At 33.2% G+C, this 19,300-nt stretch carries 15 protein-coding genes and 1 pseudogene; 12 read left to right on the plus strand and 4 right to left on the minus strand.

Features of this window, described 5'->3' with window-relative positions:
- Positions 1-9: 9 nt before the first annotated feature.
- From asp1 to gtfB, 6 genes and pseudogenes are all read left to right on the plus strand, one after another.
- The gene (asp1, locus tag ACSULM_RS07290; protein WP_436861712.1) at positions 10-1,557 is read left to right on the plus strand and encodes an accessory Sec system protein Asp1; all 1,548 of its coding nucleotides are present in this window, start codon (positions 10-12) and stop codon (positions 1,555-1,557) included.
- The gene (gene asp2, locus ACSULM_RS07295; protein WP_436861714.1) at positions 1,557-3,116 is read left to right on the plus strand and encodes an accessory Sec system protein Asp2; all 1,560 of its coding nucleotides are present in this window, start codon (positions 1,557-1,559) and stop codon (positions 3,114-3,116) included. The genes asp1 and asp2 overlap by 1 nt, the downstream gene beginning before the upstream one ends.
- Positions 3,103-4,071, plus strand: coding sequence for an accessory Sec system protein Asp3 (asp3, locus tag ACSULM_RS07300; protein ID WP_436861715.1), 969 nt, complete (start codon positions 3,103-3,105; stop codon positions 4,069-4,071). Before asp2 ends, asp3 begins: the two co-directional genes overlap by 14 nt.
- Positions 4,055-6,441, plus strand: a pseudogene (gene secA2 / locus ACSULM_RS07305) (accessory Sec system translocase SecA2). The gene asp3 and the pseudogene secA2 overlap by 17 nt, the downstream one beginning before the upstream one ends.
- Positions 6,442-6,457: 16 nt before the next feature.
- Positions 6,458-7,966, plus strand: a complete 1,509-nt coding sequence (gene gtfA / locus ACSULM_RS07310; protein WP_436861716.1) for an accessory Sec system glycosyltransferase GtfA — start codon at positions 6,458-6,460, stop codon at positions 7,964-7,966.
- Positions 7,959-9,290: an accessory Sec system glycosylation chaperone GtfB gene (gtfB, locus tag ACSULM_RS07315; RefSeq protein WP_436861718.1), complete on the plus strand. Its 1,332-nt coding sequence runs from the start codon at positions 7,959-7,961 to the stop codon at positions 9,288-9,290. Before gtfA ends, gtfB begins: the two co-directional genes overlap by 8 nt.
- A gap of 103 nt (positions 9,291-9,393) precedes the next feature.
- On the opposite strand, the gene ACSULM_RS07320 is transcribed toward gtfB, so the two are convergent.
- The gene (locus ACSULM_RS07320) at positions 9,394-9,786 is read right to left on the minus strand and encodes a hypothetical protein (RefSeq protein WP_436861719.1); all 393 of its coding nucleotides are present in this window, start codon (positions 9,784-9,786) and stop codon (positions 9,394-9,396) included.
- 261 nt (positions 9,787-10,047) lie between these two features.
- Here ACSULM_RS07320 and ACSULM_RS07325 point away from each other — a divergent pair, with 261 nt between their 5' ends.
- Positions 10,048-10,662, plus strand: a complete 615-nt coding sequence (locus ACSULM_RS07325; RefSeq protein ID WP_436861721.1) for a DUF5067 domain-containing protein — start codon at positions 10,048-10,050, stop codon at positions 10,660-10,662.
- 89 nt (positions 10,663-10,751) lie between these two features.
- On the opposite strand, the gene ACSULM_RS07330 is transcribed toward ACSULM_RS07325, so the two are convergent.
- Both ACSULM_RS07330 and ACSULM_RS07335 read right to left on the minus strand, forming a co-directional pair.
- A complete protein-coding gene (locus ACSULM_RS07330) occupies positions 10,752-11,531 on the minus strand; it encodes a carbon-nitrogen family hydrolase (protein ID WP_436861722.1) in 780 nt (259 codons plus the stop codon).
- Entirely contained in the window at positions 11,528-12,193 is a 666-nt protein-coding gene (locus tag ACSULM_RS07335) for an MBL fold metallo-hydrolase (protein WP_436861725.1), read from the minus strand. The genes ACSULM_RS07330 and ACSULM_RS07335 overlap by 4 nt, the downstream gene beginning before the upstream one ends.
- A 104-nt stretch (positions 12,194-12,297) precedes the next feature.
- Here ACSULM_RS07335 and ACSULM_RS07340 point away from each other — a divergent pair, with 104 nt between their 5' ends.
- The 4 genes from ACSULM_RS07340 to ACSULM_RS07355 all read left to right on the plus strand — a co-directional run bounded on the left by ACSULM_RS07340 (position 12,298) and on the right by ACSULM_RS07355 (position 14,748).
- Positions 12,298-12,639 (plus strand): winged helix-turn-helix transcriptional regulator, encoded by a 342-nt coding sequence (locus ACSULM_RS07340; protein ID WP_436861728.1) that lies wholly within the window; start codon positions 12,298-12,300, stop codon positions 12,637-12,639.
- A 261-nt stretch (positions 12,640-12,900) separates the two neighbouring features.
- Positions 12,901-13,314, plus strand: coding sequence for a DUF4064 domain-containing protein (locus tag ACSULM_RS07345; RefSeq protein WP_436861729.1), 414 nt, complete (start codon positions 12,901-12,903; stop codon positions 13,312-13,314).
- Positions 13,304-13,675 carry a DUF5084 family protein gene (locus ACSULM_RS07350; RefSeq protein WP_436861732.1) on the plus strand — a complete coding sequence of 124 codons (372 nt, stop codon included), beginning with the start codon at positions 13,304-13,306 and terminating at the stop codon, positions 13,673-13,675. Before ACSULM_RS07345 ends, ACSULM_RS07350 begins: the two co-directional genes overlap by 11 nt.
- 80 nt (positions 13,676-13,755) lie before the next feature.
- Entirely contained in the window at positions 13,756-14,748 is a 993-nt protein-coding gene (locus ACSULM_RS07355; RefSeq protein ID WP_436861734.1) for a hypothetical protein, read from the plus strand.
- Positions 14,749-14,902: 154 nt separating this feature from the next.
- On the opposite strand, the gene ACSULM_RS07360 is transcribed toward ACSULM_RS07355, so the two are convergent.
- Positions 14,903-18,019 carry a choice-of-anchor I family protein gene (locus ACSULM_RS07360; protein WP_436861735.1) on the minus strand — a complete coding sequence of 1,039 codons (3,117 nt, stop codon included), beginning with the start codon at positions 18,017-18,019 and terminating at the stop codon, positions 14,903-14,905.
- A 191-nt stretch (positions 18,020-18,210) separates the two neighbouring features.
- On the opposite strand from ACSULM_RS07360, the gene ACSULM_RS07365 reads away from it, so the two are divergent.
- Entirely contained in the window at positions 18,211-19,287 is a 1,077-nt protein-coding gene (locus ACSULM_RS07365) for a YkvI family membrane protein (protein WP_436861737.1), read from the plus strand.
- Positions 19,288-19,300 lie beyond the last annotated feature (13 nt).

Raw genomic sequence — 19,300 nt, forward strand, 5'->3', positions numbered from 1 at the left:
GAGCTATTTATGAAATATTTTATTCCAGCGTGGTATGACAAAGAGACATGGTGGCGAAATCAGTCTGTACCGTTTTATCATCAGCGTAAAGTTTCTGAATTTGATGAAATGATTAGTTTGATGAATATGCATCATCAGAACCATGTGAACTTTCAAACCTTAGTATTGAATTATCAACCAGATTTAAGAACATTTCTTCACAGACACGATTTATTTGAAATAAATTATTGGTCTTTATTTGATGATATACAAGGGTTTCAACATCAAACACCAAAACCTATTGATTTTAAAGCATTAAATTGGCCAGAAGGCACCGAGTTTGTGTATACACCGTATCTTGTACAATGTATCACGAATAAACATGAATATTCGAATGTTTATTTTAACCAAGATGGTTATATAGTTTGGATTGAAGTATTTGAACAGAAGGTGCGTACGAAGCGTTATATATTAGACGATAGAGGTTTTTTATCTGCAATTCGTTACTTTGATTCTAATGGACAATCTGTTAAACAAGAATATATGACAATTAATGGGGATTGTATTCTGACTGAAAATATTAAGACTGGTAAAGTCACGGTTACAGAGTCGTATTTGCAAGAATTTAATGCGCCGAGTTATGAGCGAATGGATTTATTAATACAAGAAAAATTAGAAACATATGTAACCGAAAAAAAAGGTGTGAATTCAGTTATTATTGCAGCTGATGAGCGCCATAATAACTTTTTATCTACTACACTGGAGTCATTCAAAATATGTTTTTCAATCTTTAAAAATAGGAATTATCCAATGTCAGAAATGCAACTTTCATCAATTAAAAATAGTGATTATTGGTTAGTTGACTTAGTAGATAGTAAGCAGATGCTAGAAAAATATAAAGTACAACAGGATCTTACCTCCAAAATAATGCGTATCACACCATTTAATGCTCAAGTCCTTCCAAATATTAGTAGTCAACTATATGAAACTTATATCGGAATGTGGATAGACGGTTTGACAGATGAATCACTACAGATATTATTAAACCAGATGATTACTTATATAGGTCAGAATGCTGATATGAGAATCATTTTATTAAGTCAAAAAGAAGCCAAAGATATCCCAGCATGGTTGAAAGAACAAATTAAAGAGATTAATGATAGTCGTAACACTATTGGTGAAACTGAGGATGGTATCGCAGCTTTATTAGCTGAAGAAGAGGAATATATTACTGTAATGGAACTCGAACATGTACCATTTGAAACAGACATCATTGAAACAGTTTCGAAATTACGAATAATTATTGATTTGAATCAAGAACCCAATTTATTTTTACAAATTAGTAGCATCAGTGCATGTATTCCACAAATTAATATAAGACACACAGACTACGTGAAAGATAAAGTGAATGGATTAGTTATTTCAGATATTAACAGCGTTCTTCCGGCTTTAGATTATTTTTTAGGGCATTTAAAAAATTGGAACTATGCTTATGCTTATTCTATAAAATTAGTTGAAGCCTTTGCCTCTGAGAAAATTATTGAACGTTTAAACCATTTTATAGAAGGTGATTTATAATGGCGCGACAATTTAATGTATTACAGATAGGTGGAACTGACTTAGAATATGTCGTTGAGCATAAGCAACAAGTAGTATGGGATTATTTAGATGCGTCGCTATTTCAAAGTAATCAAGACTATTTACAAAGTGTTAAAGATGTATTAGAAATGAACGGTAAATTTGATTTTGTTTTTGTTCAAACACCGTATTCTCATGCGTTACTAGAAGTTTTGAATTTAGTGACTACACCATATAACACGTATATTGACGAATATTACTGGGGAACGGATTTTGAACAGTCATTAATTGCAAGGAATAATTTCATAAGACCGTTGTCATATGAATCACAGACTGTGCTTGAAGAAAAGTTACAGGCTATTACATTTTCAGGTCAATATGGAGATAAGATATATCCAAAATATTGTACCGTTAATCCCAATTTTAGAGGGGAAATGGAATATATTGGTAATAAATATTTAGTGTTGTCTGGTGATTTTGGAGAAATTAACACTCCTGTCGCTTCATGGAGAAATACCGTGGTTTGTGACAAAGAGAAAGGTACTCAAATTTGGCCGGAATTTAAGACGGAAGGCACTGTTAAAGTTGAATATATATTCAGAGTCATTCAAAGTGGTACCGTTGATACCGTAATTGAAGAACATATTGTTGATGAGCAAGCATTACAATATCCTATAGAAATTAAAGCGAGACCTAAGGCAGCGTATGTGAGCGTTTCTGTAAAGGCAAGTGGTGAAGGGAAATTATATATTGGTGCGATTCATAAACGATGGTCACGTAAAGAATTGGGTCAATTTATTTTAGGTGGAAAGCGTTTCGTTGATGAAAATAGAGAAGAGTTTTTCCACTATTTCAATCCAGGTGATATGAAACCACCACTGAATGTGTATTTTAGTGGTTACCGTTCTCAAGAAGGATTTGAAGGATACTTTATGATGAATGGTCTCGATGCACCGTTTTTATTAATCAGTGATCCAAGAATTGAAGGTGGCGCATTTTATCTGGGGTCTGAAGCATATGAAAATGAGATTCAAAATATTATTCAGGAAAAGTTAGCATGGTTAGGCTTTGAGTCACAGGATTTAATTCTATCAGGTTTATCTATGGGATCTTTTGGCGCACTTTATTATGGTGCACGTTTGAACCCAGCAGGCGTTGTGATAGGGAAACCGTTAATTAACGTGGGTACAGTCGCAGATAATATGACATTGAAGCGCCCGGAAGACTTCGGTACGGCATTAGATGTTTTGATGAAAAATGAAGGCGATTTAACTCAGAGTGATATTAATAAATTGAATAGGAAATTTTGGGATGTCATGCAACAAGCGACATTGACAGATACGACATTTGCTATTGCGTACATGAAACATGATGACTATGATACAAAGGCATTTGCAGAATTGTTACCCTTATTGAGCAGTCAACAAGCTAGAGTTATGAGTCGTGCAGTACCAGGGCGACACAATGATGACTCACCAACGATTACAAGTTGGTTTGTAAATTTTTATCATATTATTTTAGAAAGTAGATTTGGGAGAGTTAAAAATGAAAGTAAATAAACAATTCACAATAAGATGGAATCACACAGATAAATCTACATTTTTATATGGTACAAAAATAAAATTTAAACCTAGAGAAACAATTTTTGAAAATGTATTGATGCCTTCAGGAATTATAATTCAAGAATGGAAAATGTTAAGTACCTATGATAGTGATAAAACAACGCCTCAGTTACCAATCTTAGAAAAGGGTCAAGATTATCAATTCAATTTTGATTACGATGTGACGCCTGAAGCAGCCATTTACTTTAAAATTATTTTTTATCGTAAAAATGGAACAGTGATTCGTCATCAAATTATCAAGCAAAAACGGGAAAGTGTTGCTTATCCTAAAGATGCCTATGCATATAAAATTCAGATGATTAACGCAGCAGCGACGCACTTGAAATTCAAAAAAATTAGTATAGAAGATGATCAGGTATTAAAAGCAAATCACACAGATATTGAAATAAGTGATTTGAAAAATACAAACATTTTGTTAAATGTATTAAATTTAGTAATTGAAGAACCATCAACGGACGAAGTACTACCTTTATCGAATCAAGCTATTCAACATATTCAAAATGTTATAGTCGTACGCAATTGGAATACAGAAAGTCTTCATAGCAATTTACAAATTTTAATAGACTATTTAAAAAAGCAAAATACAAACAAACAGATTAGGCTTATAGGGTATGGCGCTCAATCAAACGAATTAGCGAAAGCGCTAAATCGGATTGTTCAAAGTAAAGTCTATATAACGTCACATAGAGATTTACAATTGGCACAATACTTAAAGACTGAATTAAATAATGCAAGCAATATAAATGGCCACACACCTTATATATATTTCAATCATGAAACGCAAAGTGATGAATTGAATATTTTCAGAAATATACTCAACCATGCACGTTACTTAAAATATTTAGAACGCAGTCTTATTAATAGTGAGGTTAGTCATGAAACAAAAAATTAATTCGACAGTCAATCGTATTCGATTAAATAAAGTCCAACGAGTACTTAAGAAAGTAAATGTTTATAGCGAACAATTTCAGTTATGTAGCGATATAGAGCTACAAGCTAAGACGGAGTCGTTCAAAGTGATGTTGTCAGAAGGTAAGATGACTTTAGATCAATTATTGCCAGAAGCGTATGCTGTAGTAAGAGAAGCAAGTCGCCGTGTTTTAGGTATGTATCCTAAAGATGTACAAGTGATGGGGGCTATTGTGCTTCATCAAGGCAATATAGCTGAGATGCAGACCGGTGAAGGTAAGACATTGACAGCAACCATGCCACTTTATTTGAATGCTTTAACGGGGAAAGGTGCTTATCTAATCACTACAAACGATTATCTTGCAAAGAGAGACTTTTTAGAAATGCAACCACTTTACGAATGGCTAGGTTTATCTTCCTCATTAGGTTTTGTTGATATTGTGGATTATGAATATGGACCAGGTGAAAAGCGAGCAATATTTGAGCATGATATTATTTATACAACGAATGGTAGACTTGGTTTTGATTATTTGATTGATAACTTAGCAGATAATCTAGAAAATAAATTTTTACCCAATTTAAATTTTGCAATTATAGATGAAGTGGATTCCATTATATTAGATGCAGCCCAAACGCCATTAGTTATTTCTGGGGCACCAAGAGTACAATCTAACTTGTTTCATATCGTTAAACGTTTTGTCGAAACAATGGATGAGCAAGATTTTAAACTTAATAAATCTAAGAAAGAAGTTTGGTTAACAGATAAAGGAATACAAGCGGCAAATAAATATTTCAACGTATCGAATATTTATGATGCGCCTTATTTTGATTTAGTACGCAATATCAACTTGGCCATACGTGCACAATATTTATTTGATATAAATTTAGATTATTTTATTCAGAATGGTGAAATCATACTAATTGATCGTATCACAGGACGAATGCTACCAGGCACGAAAATGCAAGCCGGATTACATCAAGCGGTAGAAGCTAAGGAAGATGTAGAAATTTCCAAAGATTTAAGTGTCATGGCTACGATTACTTTCCAAAATTTGTTTAAGCAATTTGATAATTTTTCAGGAATGACAGCAACTGGTAAATTAGGAGAACAAGAATTTTTTGAATTGTACTCAAAAATTGTCGTTCAAATCCCAACAGATAAAGTTGTTCAACGTAAGGACTATGAAGATAAAGTTTTTATCAATATAGAAGATAAAAATAGTGCTATTTTAGATGCAGTCGTTGCCTACCACAATGAACAACGTCCAGTACTTTTGATCACACGTACTGCAGAAGCAGCAGAAGCATTTTCAGCAGCACTCTTTCAAATGGATATCCCCAACAATTTACTCATTGCACAAAATGTTGCGAAAGAAGCTCAAATGATTGCAGAAGCGGGCTATTTATCAGCAGTTACCGTTGCGACGAGTATGGCAGGTCGAGGAACTGATATTAAGTTGGACAAAGGCGTTCATGATTTGGGGGGCTTGCTGTAATAATTAGTGAACATATGGAAAATAGCCGTGTAGATAGGCAATTGCGTGGAAGAGCAGGGCGTCAAGGTGACCCTGGGAGCTCTCAAATCTATATTTCATTAGATGATTACCTTGTTCAAAGATGGGGAGATGCTAAACTTAAACATAACTTCAGACTCAACCGTTATGATTCAGACAGTCTTGAAAATAGCCGCGTCTTTCAACACAGAGTAAAGCACAGTGTTAATAAAGCGCAACGTGTTTCAGAAGAGCAAGGTGTTAGAATGCGCGAAATGGCAAATGAATATGAAAAAAGTATTAGTATACAAAGGGAACTTGTATACGCAGAACGCGACAGAATCTTGGAAATGATTCAAAGTGATGATTTCAATTTAGATAGATTGGCACAAGATGTATTTGAATATGCATTGAACAAAGAGGTACGTTTAACACAAGAAAGCCTGATGCATTATATTTATAATAATATTAGTTTTAAATTTGAAGGTAAAATGACAAGTATTCAAACGCAAAGTAAAGAAACAGCAATACAAAGTTTGATGCATCAATTCCATGAACAAATGGCAGAGAACAAACAAAAACTTAAAAATGATTACTTTTATGTAAACTTTGTTCGCAAAGCAATATTGAAAGCTGTGGATAGTGGTTGGATTGACCAAGTTGACAACTTGCAACAGTTGAAAGCAAGTGTAGGCAATCGTCAAAATGGTCAACGAAATGCTATTTTTGAATATCATAAAGTTGCGTTGGACGCTTATGATGAAATGATTATAAAAATTAAACGCAACATGATTAGAAATCTATGTCAAAGTATGATTACCTATGATGAATACGATGATTTAGTTATACATTTTCCATAAAATGAGGTGAGTATGCATGACTATATATAATATAAATTTTGGAATTGGTTGGGCAAGTAGTGGAGTAGAGTATGCTCAAGCGTACCGTGCAAAGTTGTTAAGACAGTCGAATCAAAATATAAAATTTGTCTATTTAGATTTTATACAAAATGAGAACATACAAACACTTACGAGTAATATGGGTTTTCATGACAATGAGATTATTTGGTTGTATCAATATTTTACAGATATTAAAATTGCACCCACAACTTTTACGATAGATGATTTGAAAAATACATTGGGTGACACTGTCATTCGTACTGAGCAAATTGATAAGAAAGTAAGATTGTTTTTGAATAACGAACAAACATTCGTGACGTGTTATTTAAAAAATCATGATGAATCCTATGTCGATCGTGCTGAGTTTGTTATTAATGGTATCTTAGTGAGAAAAGATTTTTATAGCTATGTACGCATATTTTCTGAGTATTATGCACCTTTTGAAAATCGTGCAAAAATTTATATGCGACAATTTTATAATGAGGATGGTTCTATTGCATATAATGAATATGTGGATGGAGACGAGAGTTCATTTGCATTTGATGATGCCAAGTTATATAGCAAGGCAGAGTTTGTTGGCTATTTCATACGTCGATTACAGTTAACATCGAAAGATATGATTATTTTAGACCGAGCGACAAAAATAGGACAAGCTGTACTTCAGCATAAAGGTCCAAGTAAGATAGGCGTTGTTGTGCACGCGGAACATTTCAGTAATAACATAATGAATGACTCACATATTTTATGGAATAATTATTATGAATATCAATTTTCAAATGCAAAAGATATTGATTTCTTTATCACAGCAACAGACTTACAAAATAAAATCTTGAGTGCACAATTTCAAAGATATAAAGGGTTTCAACCTAATATCTACACGATACCAGTTGGCAGCTTAGCGTCATTACAACAGCCGCAAAGTGGACGACAACCATACACTATCATTACGGCTTCAAGACTTGCTAGCGAAAAACACATTGATTGGCTTGTTCGTGCAGTCATTAAAGCGAAACAAACAGTGCCGGAACTTACGTTTGATATTTACGGTGAAGGTGGAGAGAAAAAGAATATCTCAAATATAATCCAACAACATGAAGCTGAATCTTATATTCGACTTTTAGGTCATGTGAAATTAGATGAAGTTTACAGTCAGTATGAGCTGTTTGTATCGGCATCAACAAGTGAAGGATTTGGGTTGACACTTATGGAAGCAGTTGGCTCTGGATTAAGTATGATAGGTTTTGATGTCAATTATGGTAATCCTACATTTATTGAGCATAATGAAAATGGGTACCTAGTACCTATCTCGTTGAAAGAAGATAGCACTGATGACATTGTGGAACGCATCGCACAGTATATCATTGCCTATTTTGAAAGTAATATGGCAAATCCACATCGCACTTCTTATGACATTGCAACTGACTTTTTAACCCAAAAAATTGAGCAGAAATGGCAAAATCTGATAGAAGAGGTGCTACATGATTAATTTATTTGAACATTATAATCAAAAGACGGAACAGTTGCATCAAACCTTGAAACTAGCTGGTCATGATAACGAAACGATTGTCATTCATGAGGATGGTTTCCTGCCAGACGAGATTCATTCACCATATAAATTTTTCGCTGGTTATAACGTTGAAAATGACAACGCCAACGCCAAATTTTTTAATGATGTAGAAATTCCACAATATTGGGAAATTGAAGGAAATAATGATCAGGCTCTAATTTTAGATATGGGCGTCATTCGCGGTAAAATTTTTTATAAAAAACACTATGAAAATAGAATAGTAAATCATGTAGAGTGGCTTGATCAACATGGCACAGTTCGTTTTATCGACTATTATACAAAGCACGGTGTCAAATTCGCACAAATGACTTTGGATGCCCAAGGCGAACCGATTCTAAAAAAATATATGAACCAACAAGGACAAGAAGTGTTTTATGAAAATTATAAAACACAAACCATTGTGTTGGATTGGAAGGGCAGAACATATCTATTTGAATCACAAGTTGCATTTTTAATATTCTATTTAAAACAAATTGAAGTAGACTTAACAGAAATTGTTATTAATTCACTAGCAACGCCGTTCTCAGTGACTTACAATTTAGATTCGCCAGGGCGCGATTTATTATTCTGGCAAGAACATAGTAATGGTGAAATTCCAGGTAACATGCAACTTATTCTGAATGGACGGACGAATCGTAAGACACGCGTGCTTATTCCAGATAAAGAAGAATTTCATTCGATATACGGTCAGCTTGATGAACATAGTCAGCGTTTAGTCGCTTCTGCTGGTTACATTTATCAGTACAAAAAAGAAAATAAACATCAAAAGCAGGCACTGATTATGACTAATTCTGATCAAATCATCAATCTTGAGGCCATCGTGAAAGCAAACGAAGATATTGATTTCTATATTGGTGCGATTACAGAGATGTCATCAAAACTGTTAGATCTAGGACAATATCAAAATGTTAAATTGTTCCCAGCAATTGATAAGGAAACAATTGAAACGCTATATGCATTATGTGACATATATTTAGATATTAATGAAGGCAACGAAATTGAAAATGCAGTGAGAAAAGCCTTTGATTACGATTTATTGATTTTAAGTTATACAGATGTTACGCATAATCACACTGTGACTGCACAGCAACATCGATTTGATAAATCCAATGATTCTGAAAAACTGAAACTGTATATGCAAGAAATTTATCAACAAGATTCAAATTTTGAAAAAGCATTAAAAACGCAACACACGCATGCTAATGAAATAACTGTTGAAGCCTTTAATCAAGCGCTCCAATAATAGTTGATAAACGAGACAAGCAGAATCCAAATTTAGGGTTCTGCTTTTTGTATTATAGAATATTAGATACTAACGACGCTGGTTGTTGTAGTTAAATTGTGTGCTATACGAACTTACCATTTTCAAAGATAACGCGTTCTTTTTCTCCATTAATAAACGCATTATAGTTATCGTTTTGAAAATCAGATAATAATAATTTAGAAGTGCCATATTTGAAATTATCTGCTACAAATTCAATGTACATTTTTCTATATAGCAATCCGTCTTTCAATGTAATGCGTTGTAAGGCACCCTCTGTGATAGATTCTGCAAGGCGGTGTTCAAAAGTCTTAAAGCTAGTGAAGACACATGCTTTGAACGTTTCCCCTAAGTAAAAAATATGTAACTCGTTTTGTTTGTTTTGACCTACTAATAATCTCCCTTTTTCAAACTGTTCCTCAGGAAAATTCAATTCTAGAAAATCTATAATTTCCTCTTCTTTTAACTTAAATTGCATATAAAAGCCCCCCATTTGTTTAAAGCTACATTAATTATGTATACAATTATATATTAAACGAACAAAGTAGGGAACTGTATTTTTGAAATGTCATGCTAATTTACTTATAGTAGGTCAAATTTTATGAGTGTTAAATATATGCAAAACCTATTTAAATTTTTGAAAATATTCCTAAAAAACAAGTTACTATTTCAAAAAGATAGTGATATACTATTTTAAGGTATACATATTTATTTAATTATAATATAGGGGGATATTTAAATGAAAAAATTACTAGCTTTATTATTTGCATCATTGCTTGTATTGACAGCGTGTGCTGCAAAAGATGATTCTTCTAAAAAGGATTCTGAAAATAAAAGCGAAGAATCATCAGATACTGCTTCAAAAGATGAAAGTGGAGAAACTGATTCAGTAGATGTTGACTCTGATTCATCAGATGAATCCAGTAAGTCAGATGCAACATTTAAAAATGACAAACTTGAAAGTAAAGACTTCGATATTGAATTGAAAGATACTAAAATTGTTAAAGCTTCAGAATATGATGAGGATGACAAACCAAGTATTGCATTAATATTTAAAGTTAAAAATAAGAGCGATAAAGAAGTTACTGCTAATTCTGCATTCTATGACGCATTTGAAGTTTATCAAAACTCTAAAGATACAAAGAGAGATTTGAGAACTGGTGGTGGCTATCAAAGTGATCTATATGAAAAATATGAAGATACTAGCACTGATAAAATAAATAAAGATGGAGAAGTTGAATCTGTTCAATTCTATAAATTGAAAGATACAAAAACACCTGTTACAGTCCAAGCCAAAGACCCATCAAATTATGAAAGAAAAGACATCGGTAAAAAAGAAATTAAATTGAACTAGAAGGTACATGTTTAGAGCTAAAAGTCTATTTCCTTATTATTAGGAGATAGACTTTTTTATTTTGAAGCATTTCTATAAAACATAAGATCTTAGTAGAGATCATCTAAAGTAGGTATGGCGGTGCGTTGTGAAGCGACATCTTCCGTTTGAATTTCTAATTCTAACACCGTTTCCGATGCATCAGCTTCAATGAGAATTTGACCATTTGGATGGATGATCATTGAATGACCAGCGTAAGTATTACCTTTATGATTTGCGTGGTGTACTTGTCCAATGCTATTACAAGCAACAACAAAACAGTTGTTTTCAATTGCGCGTGCTTGCAACAATGTACGCCAGTGGTGTAAGTTTTTTGTCGTCCATTGAGCGACAACAAATAGAATTTCTGCACCTTCTCTGACAGATGCACGCGCAATTTCTGGATATCTTAAGTCATAACAAATAATTTGTGATGATTTAACATTATTTATATAAAAAGTATTCGGGACATTTTCACCAGATTCAAGATAATGGTGTTCATCAAGCATAGGTACTAAATGAATTTTATCAGTAACATTGATGAGCGATGCATAATTAGATACAGCAAACGCAGTATTGTAAATAGCCTGTGCTTTTTTATTTGAAACAGAACCAGCAATAATATGCGTGTTATATTTTTGTGCCAATTCCTGGATAAAAGGTAGTGATTGTTGTAGGTTATTATCAGCTTTTTGAGATAATTGAGGTAAAGCATAACCATTATTCCACATTTCTGGAATGACAATTACATCTGCATCGGTATAATTTTTTTCTAACATGGTACTTATTTTTACTTTGTTTTGTTCAAAATTGGCTTCCGTAATTTCAAATTGAAACATTTGTATTTTCATTGGGAGTGCTCCTTATATTTAAAGTTATAAATGGAATAGATGTCTTTTGAATAGTTTAAATCATGGCCATGTGAAGTGGTGATTAGGGAAGGACAAATGTCATCAATAATTTGACCGCTATCAATATTTTCTAGCATGTTATAGGTGAATTGATAAACTGGTGGATGTAAATGTTTAGAATCTGAAATAAACAAGTCACCACAGATAAGTACTTCATCTTGCTTATGGAAAAATACGACGTGTCCAGGTGCATGACCAGGCGTTAAAAAATATTCCAAGGGTACAGTATCAGCGCGTTCGAAAGGCAATACTTTTTGACTTACTTTTGTCTTTTCAACGCTATTTTTATTTGGATACGGCACTTCACCGTTTATAAAGGGAAGTTCATTTTCATGAGCAAATATAGGTATGTTTAATGTTTCTGAAATGATTTGTGCACCGTCTATATGATCTAAATGTCCATGCGTTAAAAAAATTGCTTTAGGTTCACCGAGAGATTGAGCTGCTTTAATTTGCAAATCAGCATAGGATGCCATACCAGTATCAATAATATAGACTTCGTTATTTTCAACGACATACCAAGTGTTGATTATTATCGGCACCCCTACTGTCATTTCGATACTTAATTTGTAAATATGTGATGAAATCTGAGTGAATTGCAATACAATCGCTTCCTTTCAATTTGTGTTATAAATAAAGGGTAGATGATTAAAAACAGAGTCACAAGAAGGCACAAATAAGTAACTCGTTTCATAAGGAGGAAGTAATGACGATTAAAAGTAATATTAAATACGGAACATGTAACTATATCATTCAGCGAGGATGTCCTATAGAACAAACGCTAAGGTTACTAGGTGGCAAATGGAAAGGGATTATCATAAATACATTAAATGATGAATCGCATTTTTATAATTCCTTACACAGAGATATTTCAGGAATTAGTAGGAAAATACTGACAGAACAATTGAATGAACTCATCGATTTACAAATAGTTAAAAGAGAAGAAACGAAGGATTATCCAAAAAAAGTTTGTTATTCATTAACCGAAAGAGGAAAATCTATCTATCCTTTAATTAAAGAAATGTCCCAGTTATTACAAAGAAATTAAACTGTATATAGATTTGAATAATAAAGTCAGCGTATTAGATGATGCGTTGACTTTATTTGTGTATTCACTGAAAAGCAATAAACTAAGTAATTAAATATATTGTTTAATTCAAATAAATAGAAGAATATTGTTAGAAAGCATAGAAATATGACAGGCAATATATTATTATGATTATAATAAGTTTGATAAATAAAATAGTTCGACTTTGCTTTAATGAAGCTTTTTGGAAGATTTTCAAATAAGAGATAAGTAGGGGATTAAATGGGAAAAATGATTAAAGTGACATCGCTGATTGGGATTATATTACAAAGCTTTTTAGCATTGATTTTATTATTATTATTGATTTTAACGATGACAGGGGTACTTAGCCCAGATTTAACTACAACAGTAAATGGTGAAGTGACTGTGCAAGATGAATCAACAGCGCAATTAACATTTGCGATTATGTTTGGTGCGTTTTTTATTGGAGCAATTATTGTAGACATATTAGGTATCGTCGGTTTGAAAAAAATGAAAACTTCGCCAAAAGCAAGTGGGATAATTTATATTATTGGTGCAGTATTAAGTTTTAACATGATTACCTTTATTGCTTGGTTAATTTGTGGCATTTTATTGATTCAACAAAATAAAAAACAAGTGGGCCATGATGCTCAGGATATGAGATATGAATCGTAGTTGGTGGATTGTCTTAGCAAGTGGCATTATTTTATGCATGTTGAGTGTCAAAGGATTTATTTTAGGATTTGGATGTTTGGCAATGATTGCATTGAATGCAATGTGGCTTGTCGTGTACACTCCGCAACGTAATACACGTATATTTGAAATGGTGGCAAAACCCACAATATACATATCAATTATAGGTACATTTTCAGTAATAACATTTATGGGAGTCGTATTTCTGTTGACCATGAACCAGGGCTTTAATAGCATTGGTGCACAGATTTATGGAAATATATTCCACAGTTTTAATTTAATAATGTTGGTATTGGGATTCATATTGTATATTGTATATTGTTGGCACTATCTTAGTGTTTAAAATGCAACATATGCAGTTAAAGAAGTGAGGTATGAGAAGTGGCAGTGATGTCATTTAAAACTAAATAAGGGGATAACAAAATGAGAATTTTAATTGGTTATATGATTGTATCAATGGTGTTAGGTTTAGCGGGTTATTCTTCTATGAAAGACTTTTATGATGAATTGGCGGATAAACCTGAGAAAAAACAACATACAACAGTTAAAAAAAATAGCGATAGTGCAAAAGTAGAAGATGGTGCTACTAGTAAAGAGGAACAATATAAGAAAGTTCAAGAAGATGTTGGTACTGCTGATCGATTACCTATTTTAGAAAAATTAGATCCTTTAATGACTAAAAAAGCATTCACTAATGAAATAGGTATGAGAGGTTGGGAAGATTATAAAAAATTAATGGATGAGGTCAAATTGGCAGATAGTAAATTTGTCGAAGAATCAGAAGGATCTTCCGTAAAAGAAGTAGACGCGTTTTTCAAAGATAAAAAAGGTGTTCAACGTAAAGAAATGAATTCCGGAGAGAAAGGTGTCAAACAGATAGATTATTGGTATGTCGACAAGAGTGGGAAGAAGCAAGGGAAATCCGATATACCAGTGTTCTATGCTGAGATTTTAACAAAATTTAAAGACGATAAATTAATTTCAGTATCAGTAGAACCAGGTGCTTATACAGTGAAACCTGAAAATATAATTAAACAAAGTGAATTTGAGGATGCAAAAACGATAGATGATTTACTGAATATTAAAAATCCTAAACCGATGTCATATGGTGTAGTTCAAATGGAGTACGAAGGGTTCCCATTAACAAATGTATCTGTTTTAACAAATGATGGAAGTAAAGAAAGTGCGCTAGATTCAGCGGTTATGGCTTATTTTACTATGTCGCCTATTGTATATAATGATGACGATAAACACTTACTTATGAATGTGGGTGCCATACCATTTACAGAAGCAGCTAAAGACTTTGGGAATACTTCATATGTTGCTTTGTATCACTATATTAGACAGACGGAGAAAGATGGCTCAGATGATATCGGTGATCAAGCTGATCAAGCCGAAAATATTTCTTACGAATAAATACGCAATAATGATTTAAATGGAATCAAAGATCAGTATGATATTTTTTTGAATTTTAACCACAATAGAAGTGGAGACATTTCATATAGAAGTGTCTCCGCTTTATTTTTTGATGTCATGTTCACTTAAATGTTAGAAAATTGAAATGACTGTGTTATTTTGTTTTCGTTTTTTGTTTTCTACCTATTAATAACAAGCAAGCACCTAAAATCAATGCGCTCCATATTGGTGCTTGATTTGGTGTTTTACCCGTATCCGGTAATTGACTTGCAGTATTTGATTGTTGATCAGACTTCGAATTGCTAGTGTTATCTGAAGCTGCATTTGAAGTCATAGCTGCTTGGTGTTGAATCGCATTTTGATGTGTCATATTTGTTGATGCTGTTGTACTAGATTGCGCGATATTTGAATCTGTGTGTGCTTGATTCACCCAATTATTAAATTCTGCATCAATGGGTTGTTCACTTTGCCCATGCACATCGTCAGTTTGGTTCACCCAATTGTTGAATTCAGCATCAGTCATTTGACCATGGTTGTTATTAGCATTGTGAGGAGTTTCTGAATCTGTATCTTGTCCAGAATTTGGCATATCAGGATTGTTTTCGTGATGCCCATTATTTGAATTATTCGAACCATTTTCACTATGATTGCCGTTATCGTTATGCCCTTCATTTTCGCCATTATCACCATTCGGATTATTAGAATCTGGCTGGTCTGTTTCAGAAAGGTCATCTAATGTATAAGTCGACGTTGTACCGGATAATTCGTAAGAAACCATTAACATTGCTTTTCCATTAGGACTATCCTCTGCTGGGATAAATGTAACACCCTCAGGTGAAATGTCTTTATTTTCTGGGTCATAAACATATTTTACAAATTCAGGATGGGTAGGGTCTGTAATATTATAAATCATAATACCACCTGTACGTTCTAATCCAACGAAGGCATAAGTTTTGTCACCGACTGCACCCACTTCAATAGACTCTACTTCAGGTCCCTTATCATCGCTTCGGCCATCGACTTCAATGTCATTGTAATCTTCATAATTGGCATTGAATCTTTCTGGTAGGATGTCTTTGATGCGTTCTTCAATATCTTTGCCACTATCGTAGACTAGGGATAAATCAGATCCTTTTACTATTGAAAATGATCTTCCACCGAATGAGACAAGCGCTTTATATTTTCCATTTTCATCTCTAAATTTATGAGAAGTCGTGACTTTAAGTCGACCTAACTGGTCATCGTCGAATAGTCCATTTGCTACAAGTTCATCTAATTCAGCTTGTGTGTAGCCTTTATAATATTTAGCGTCTAGTTCAATATCATTTTTGATATCTTTGACACGAACTTCTTCTGAATAGCCATCATAATCTTGAGAGTCACCTTCGTTAGCAATCAATAGATAAGTCTCACCATTATGTTCATAAGACGTGATTGTATCTGGTTGTAACATACCTAATACTGGTACAGTACGTAATTCTTTTTTTTCATCTTTGTCTGAAGGGTCCATTGCATTTTCAGGTAAAGAATGATCCTTATATGGTAATCCTTGAACTTTTGTAAATTCACCTTTTTTAATATCTAATTTCGCAATCGCACTTGATTCTTGGATTGTGATATATGCATACTTACCACTTTTATCAACGGCGATGAATTCTGGTTCTAAGTTTAAGTAAGCATCATCTTTGTTTGGACCTAATTTGCGGATTGAATCATTCATATGTGCTTTAGTCAGGGAAGCGGTACGCACATTTTTAGATTTTAAGTGTGCCGGGTCACCAGATGTATCAATAATTGAGACAGAACCTTCCGGGTTAGTCTTATAATCATCTGAAGGTTCACCTTCGTTGGCTACGAGTAAATAAGAGCCATCTTTTGTAAACGTAAGCATGTCTGGTAGACTGCCTACAGTCAAATTATTTATATATTTTCCATCTTCAGTATAAAACACAACGTGTCCGGGTTGCGTTTTGTCTTTTGCAGGTGCGGAGAGTGCAATATATTTACCACTTGGATGAATGGCTACACTTGTTAAATCACCTGATGCTATACCAGCATCTTGTAAGTAAATGCGTTTGATATGTTTGATATTCTTGTTTTTGGTGTTTTTGATATCTAAAATATCTAATGATTCTTTATCTCCATTTATTGAATAAGCATAACCGTTTTTTGGGTTATATTTTACAATTTCAGTGCCGCCTTTTCCAAAATCCGAACCACTTTCGTAACGACCTGAGTGATTAATACTTAAAGAAGACTTGTCTGATGTCTTACGCGTTTTGTTACTCGTAGTTGAGTTTGATGAAACATTACTTAATGTAGCTTTAGGTGCCTTATCTTGCTTCGCTGCATCTTTCTGAATTTTGTTATAAAGCTGTTTGCATTCTTTCGTAGTTAATGTTTCGATTTTTTTAGTATTTGTGTTTTTGTTGAAAGATGTCTTATTTGTATGGATTTCTTCATTTTTATTATTTTGACTTTCACTAGGTTTACTTGCAGGTGCACTTGCAACAGCTTGTTCTGAAGTAGGTGTTTCTGCTTGGATAGCTTCGTTTTTAGTACGTATTTTTACTGAGTTAGATGGTTGGTTAGTATCATTGGTTGTTTTAGTTGTTTGCTTATGTTGGTTAGAAGTAACATTATCATCTACTTGAGTTGTTTCAGCTGCATTTGAGTTAGCCTGTTTATGTAATTGCGACTTTTCATTATTAGATTGTTCAGGTATAGCTTGTTTTTTTGGCGTACTTTCAACAAGCTGTTTCTCTTTTTGTTTATCTACCGAAAATTTTGGATCAATACTAGGTTCATTAGTTAAATTTGCATCATTATTTTTTGTTTCATTTGATTTATTTGTTTCTTTATTTTTATCAGAAATGTTTTTAGTGTTGTTTGTGTTGGCAGTAGCTTGCGTATCAGTTTCTTGCTGTACATTTTTACTGTCGCTAACAATTTCTTCTTTTGGTGTATTAGCTACTTTAGTCTCTTGTTGTTCAAGTTGGTTATCACTAATATTTTGTTTATTTTGATTTTGACTTTGATTATCGTGTTGTTGTTCTGTACTAGATACTTCAGCGGTTTGGTCGACCGCATTTTCATTATTTGATGTTTCAATTGTATTTGTTGATTGCTGCTTTTGAGTTGAACTAATTTCATCAGCAGATGCGTCGTTGTGTGCACTTACGAATAGACAAGTACCGATAACGATTGAAGCGGCTCCCATTGCACTTGTACGTATAGAATATCTCGTGTTTTTTTTAATATGTTTAAACATAAAATCCCCCTAAATAGTTAAAATCCCTTACTTTTTAATTATCTCATTGTTATGTTTGGTGATTATTACTTAAAAATAAAGAATTCGTAAACCGCAATTATACTTTGCGCAATTAAAGCAAAATTACAAAAAATAAATATATGTTAAACTGATTGTTGTGAAATACATAATTTTTGAGGTGAGTTTACATCATGTTGAGTAAAGATAATAAAGCATCGATTGGAATTGCACTTGCATATCTCAGTTTTATAGTGGGTGCGGGTTTCACTACTGGACAAGAATTATTACAGTTTTTCGTGAATCACGGTAATTATGCTTATCTTGCGGCAATTATTACGGGGATTATTGTCACATTTGGGACGCGTCAAATTTCAAAATTAGGATATCGTGTTGATGCTGAATCATACGATATATCGTTATATAATTTATTTGGTCAAATTATGGGAAAAATTATAGACTTCTTAATTATCTTTTTCCTTTTTGGTTTAACCGTCGTTATGGTTGCAGGTGGCGGATCAGCACTTAACCAAGGATTTAACATACCTATGTGGATAGGGTCACTCGCAATAGTGATACTGCTATTCATTGTGCTCCAGCTTAAATTTGATAAGATATTAACAGTTTTGGGTGCAGTGACACCATTTTTAGTGATTGCCGTATTAATTATTGCAGGTACGAATATTTTAAATCCAACGATTCCATTTTCGGAAGTACAACAACATGTTGAACCTTCTAAATCATCAAGTCCGTCTTGGTGGTGGGATGCGATGATTTATGGTGGTTTAATCATTGGTAATAGCTTTAGTTTTTTAACAATTGTTGGTAATGATGCACATAGTCATAAGACTGCCGGCAGAGGAGCATACTTTGGTGGACTTGCTTTTAGTGCATTATTATTAATTATGGTAGCAGGTTTAATGGCGAATATTGAAAATGCAAACAAAGTGGATATTCCGACCTTAATATTGGCGAATGATATACATCCAATGATTGGTATTTTAATGTCAGTGGTTATGTTTGGTGTTATTTTTAATAGTTGTATTGGAATGTTATATCCATTTTTAAATAGATTTACAAAACCTGGGTCTAAATCTTATGTATTGCTTTTATCAGTAACTTTGATCTTAGCATATATATTAAGTTTTGTAGGCTTTGTTGATCTTGTTAACTTTGTATTTAAAGTAGTTGGTTACCTCGGTTTATTCATCACGGCAGCACTCTTTATTAGATGGATACAGAACAAATTCACGAAGAAAAAGCTATTATAGTACTAAAATGCTG

The organism is Staphylococcus caeli, from assembly GCF_051413795.1.
Taxonomy (GTDB): Bacteria; Bacillota; Bacilli; order Staphylococcales; family Staphylococcaceae; genus Staphylococcus; species Staphylococcus caeli_A.

Excerpts from the sequence above, each read along its gene's own strand:
- ACSULM_RS07320 (WP_436861719.1), bottom strand. The coding sequence starts at position 9,786 with ATGCAATTTAAGTTAAAAGAAGAGGAAATTATAGATTTTCTAGAATTG.
- asp1 (WP_436861712.1), top strand. The coding sequence starts at position 10 with ATGAAATATTTTATTCCAGCGTGGTATGACAAAGAGACATGGTGGCGA.
- asp3 (WP_436861715.1), top strand. The coding sequence starts at position 3,103 with ATGAAAGTAAATAAACAATTCACAATAAGATGGAATCACACAGATAAA.
- ACSULM_RS07350 (WP_436861732.1), top strand. The coding sequence starts at position 13,304 with ATGAATCGTAGTTGGTGGATTGTCTTAGCAAGTGGCATTATTTTATGC.
- ACSULM_RS07325 (WP_436861721.1), top strand. The coding sequence starts at position 10,048 with ATGAAAAAATTACTAGCTTTATTATTTGCATCATTGCTTGTATTGACA.
- gtfB (WP_436861718.1), top strand. The coding sequence starts at position 7,959 with ATGATTAATTTATTTGAACATTATAATCAAAAGACGGAACAGTTGCAT.
- asp2 (WP_436861714.1), top strand. The coding sequence starts at position 1,557 with ATGGCGCGACAATTTAATGTATTACAGATAGGTGGAACTGACTTAGAA.
- ACSULM_RS07355 (WP_436861734.1), top strand. The coding sequence starts at position 13,756 with ATGAGAATTTTAATTGGTTATATGATTGTATCAATGGTGTTAGGTTTA.
- ACSULM_RS07345 (WP_436861729.1), top strand. The coding sequence starts at position 12,901 with ATGGGAAAAATGATTAAAGTGACATCGCTGATTGGGATTATATTACAA.
- ACSULM_RS07365 (WP_436861737.1), top strand. The coding sequence starts at position 18,211 with ATGTTGAGTAAAGATAATAAAGCATCGATTGGAATTGCACTTGCATAT.
- ACSULM_RS07340 (WP_436861728.1), top strand. The coding sequence starts at position 12,298 with ATGACGATTAAAAGTAATATTAAATACGGAACATGTAACTATATCATT.
- ACSULM_RS07360 (WP_436861735.1), bottom strand. The coding sequence starts at position 18,019 with ATGTTTAAACATATTAAAAAAAACACGAGATATTCTATACGTACAAGT.
- gtfA (WP_436861716.1), top strand. The coding sequence starts at position 6,458 with ATGACTATATATAATATAAATTTTGGAATTGGTTGGGCAAGTAGTGGA.
- ACSULM_RS07330 (WP_436861722.1), bottom strand. The coding sequence starts at position 11,531 with ATGAAAATACAAATGTTTCAATTTGAAATTACGGAAGCCAATTTTGAA.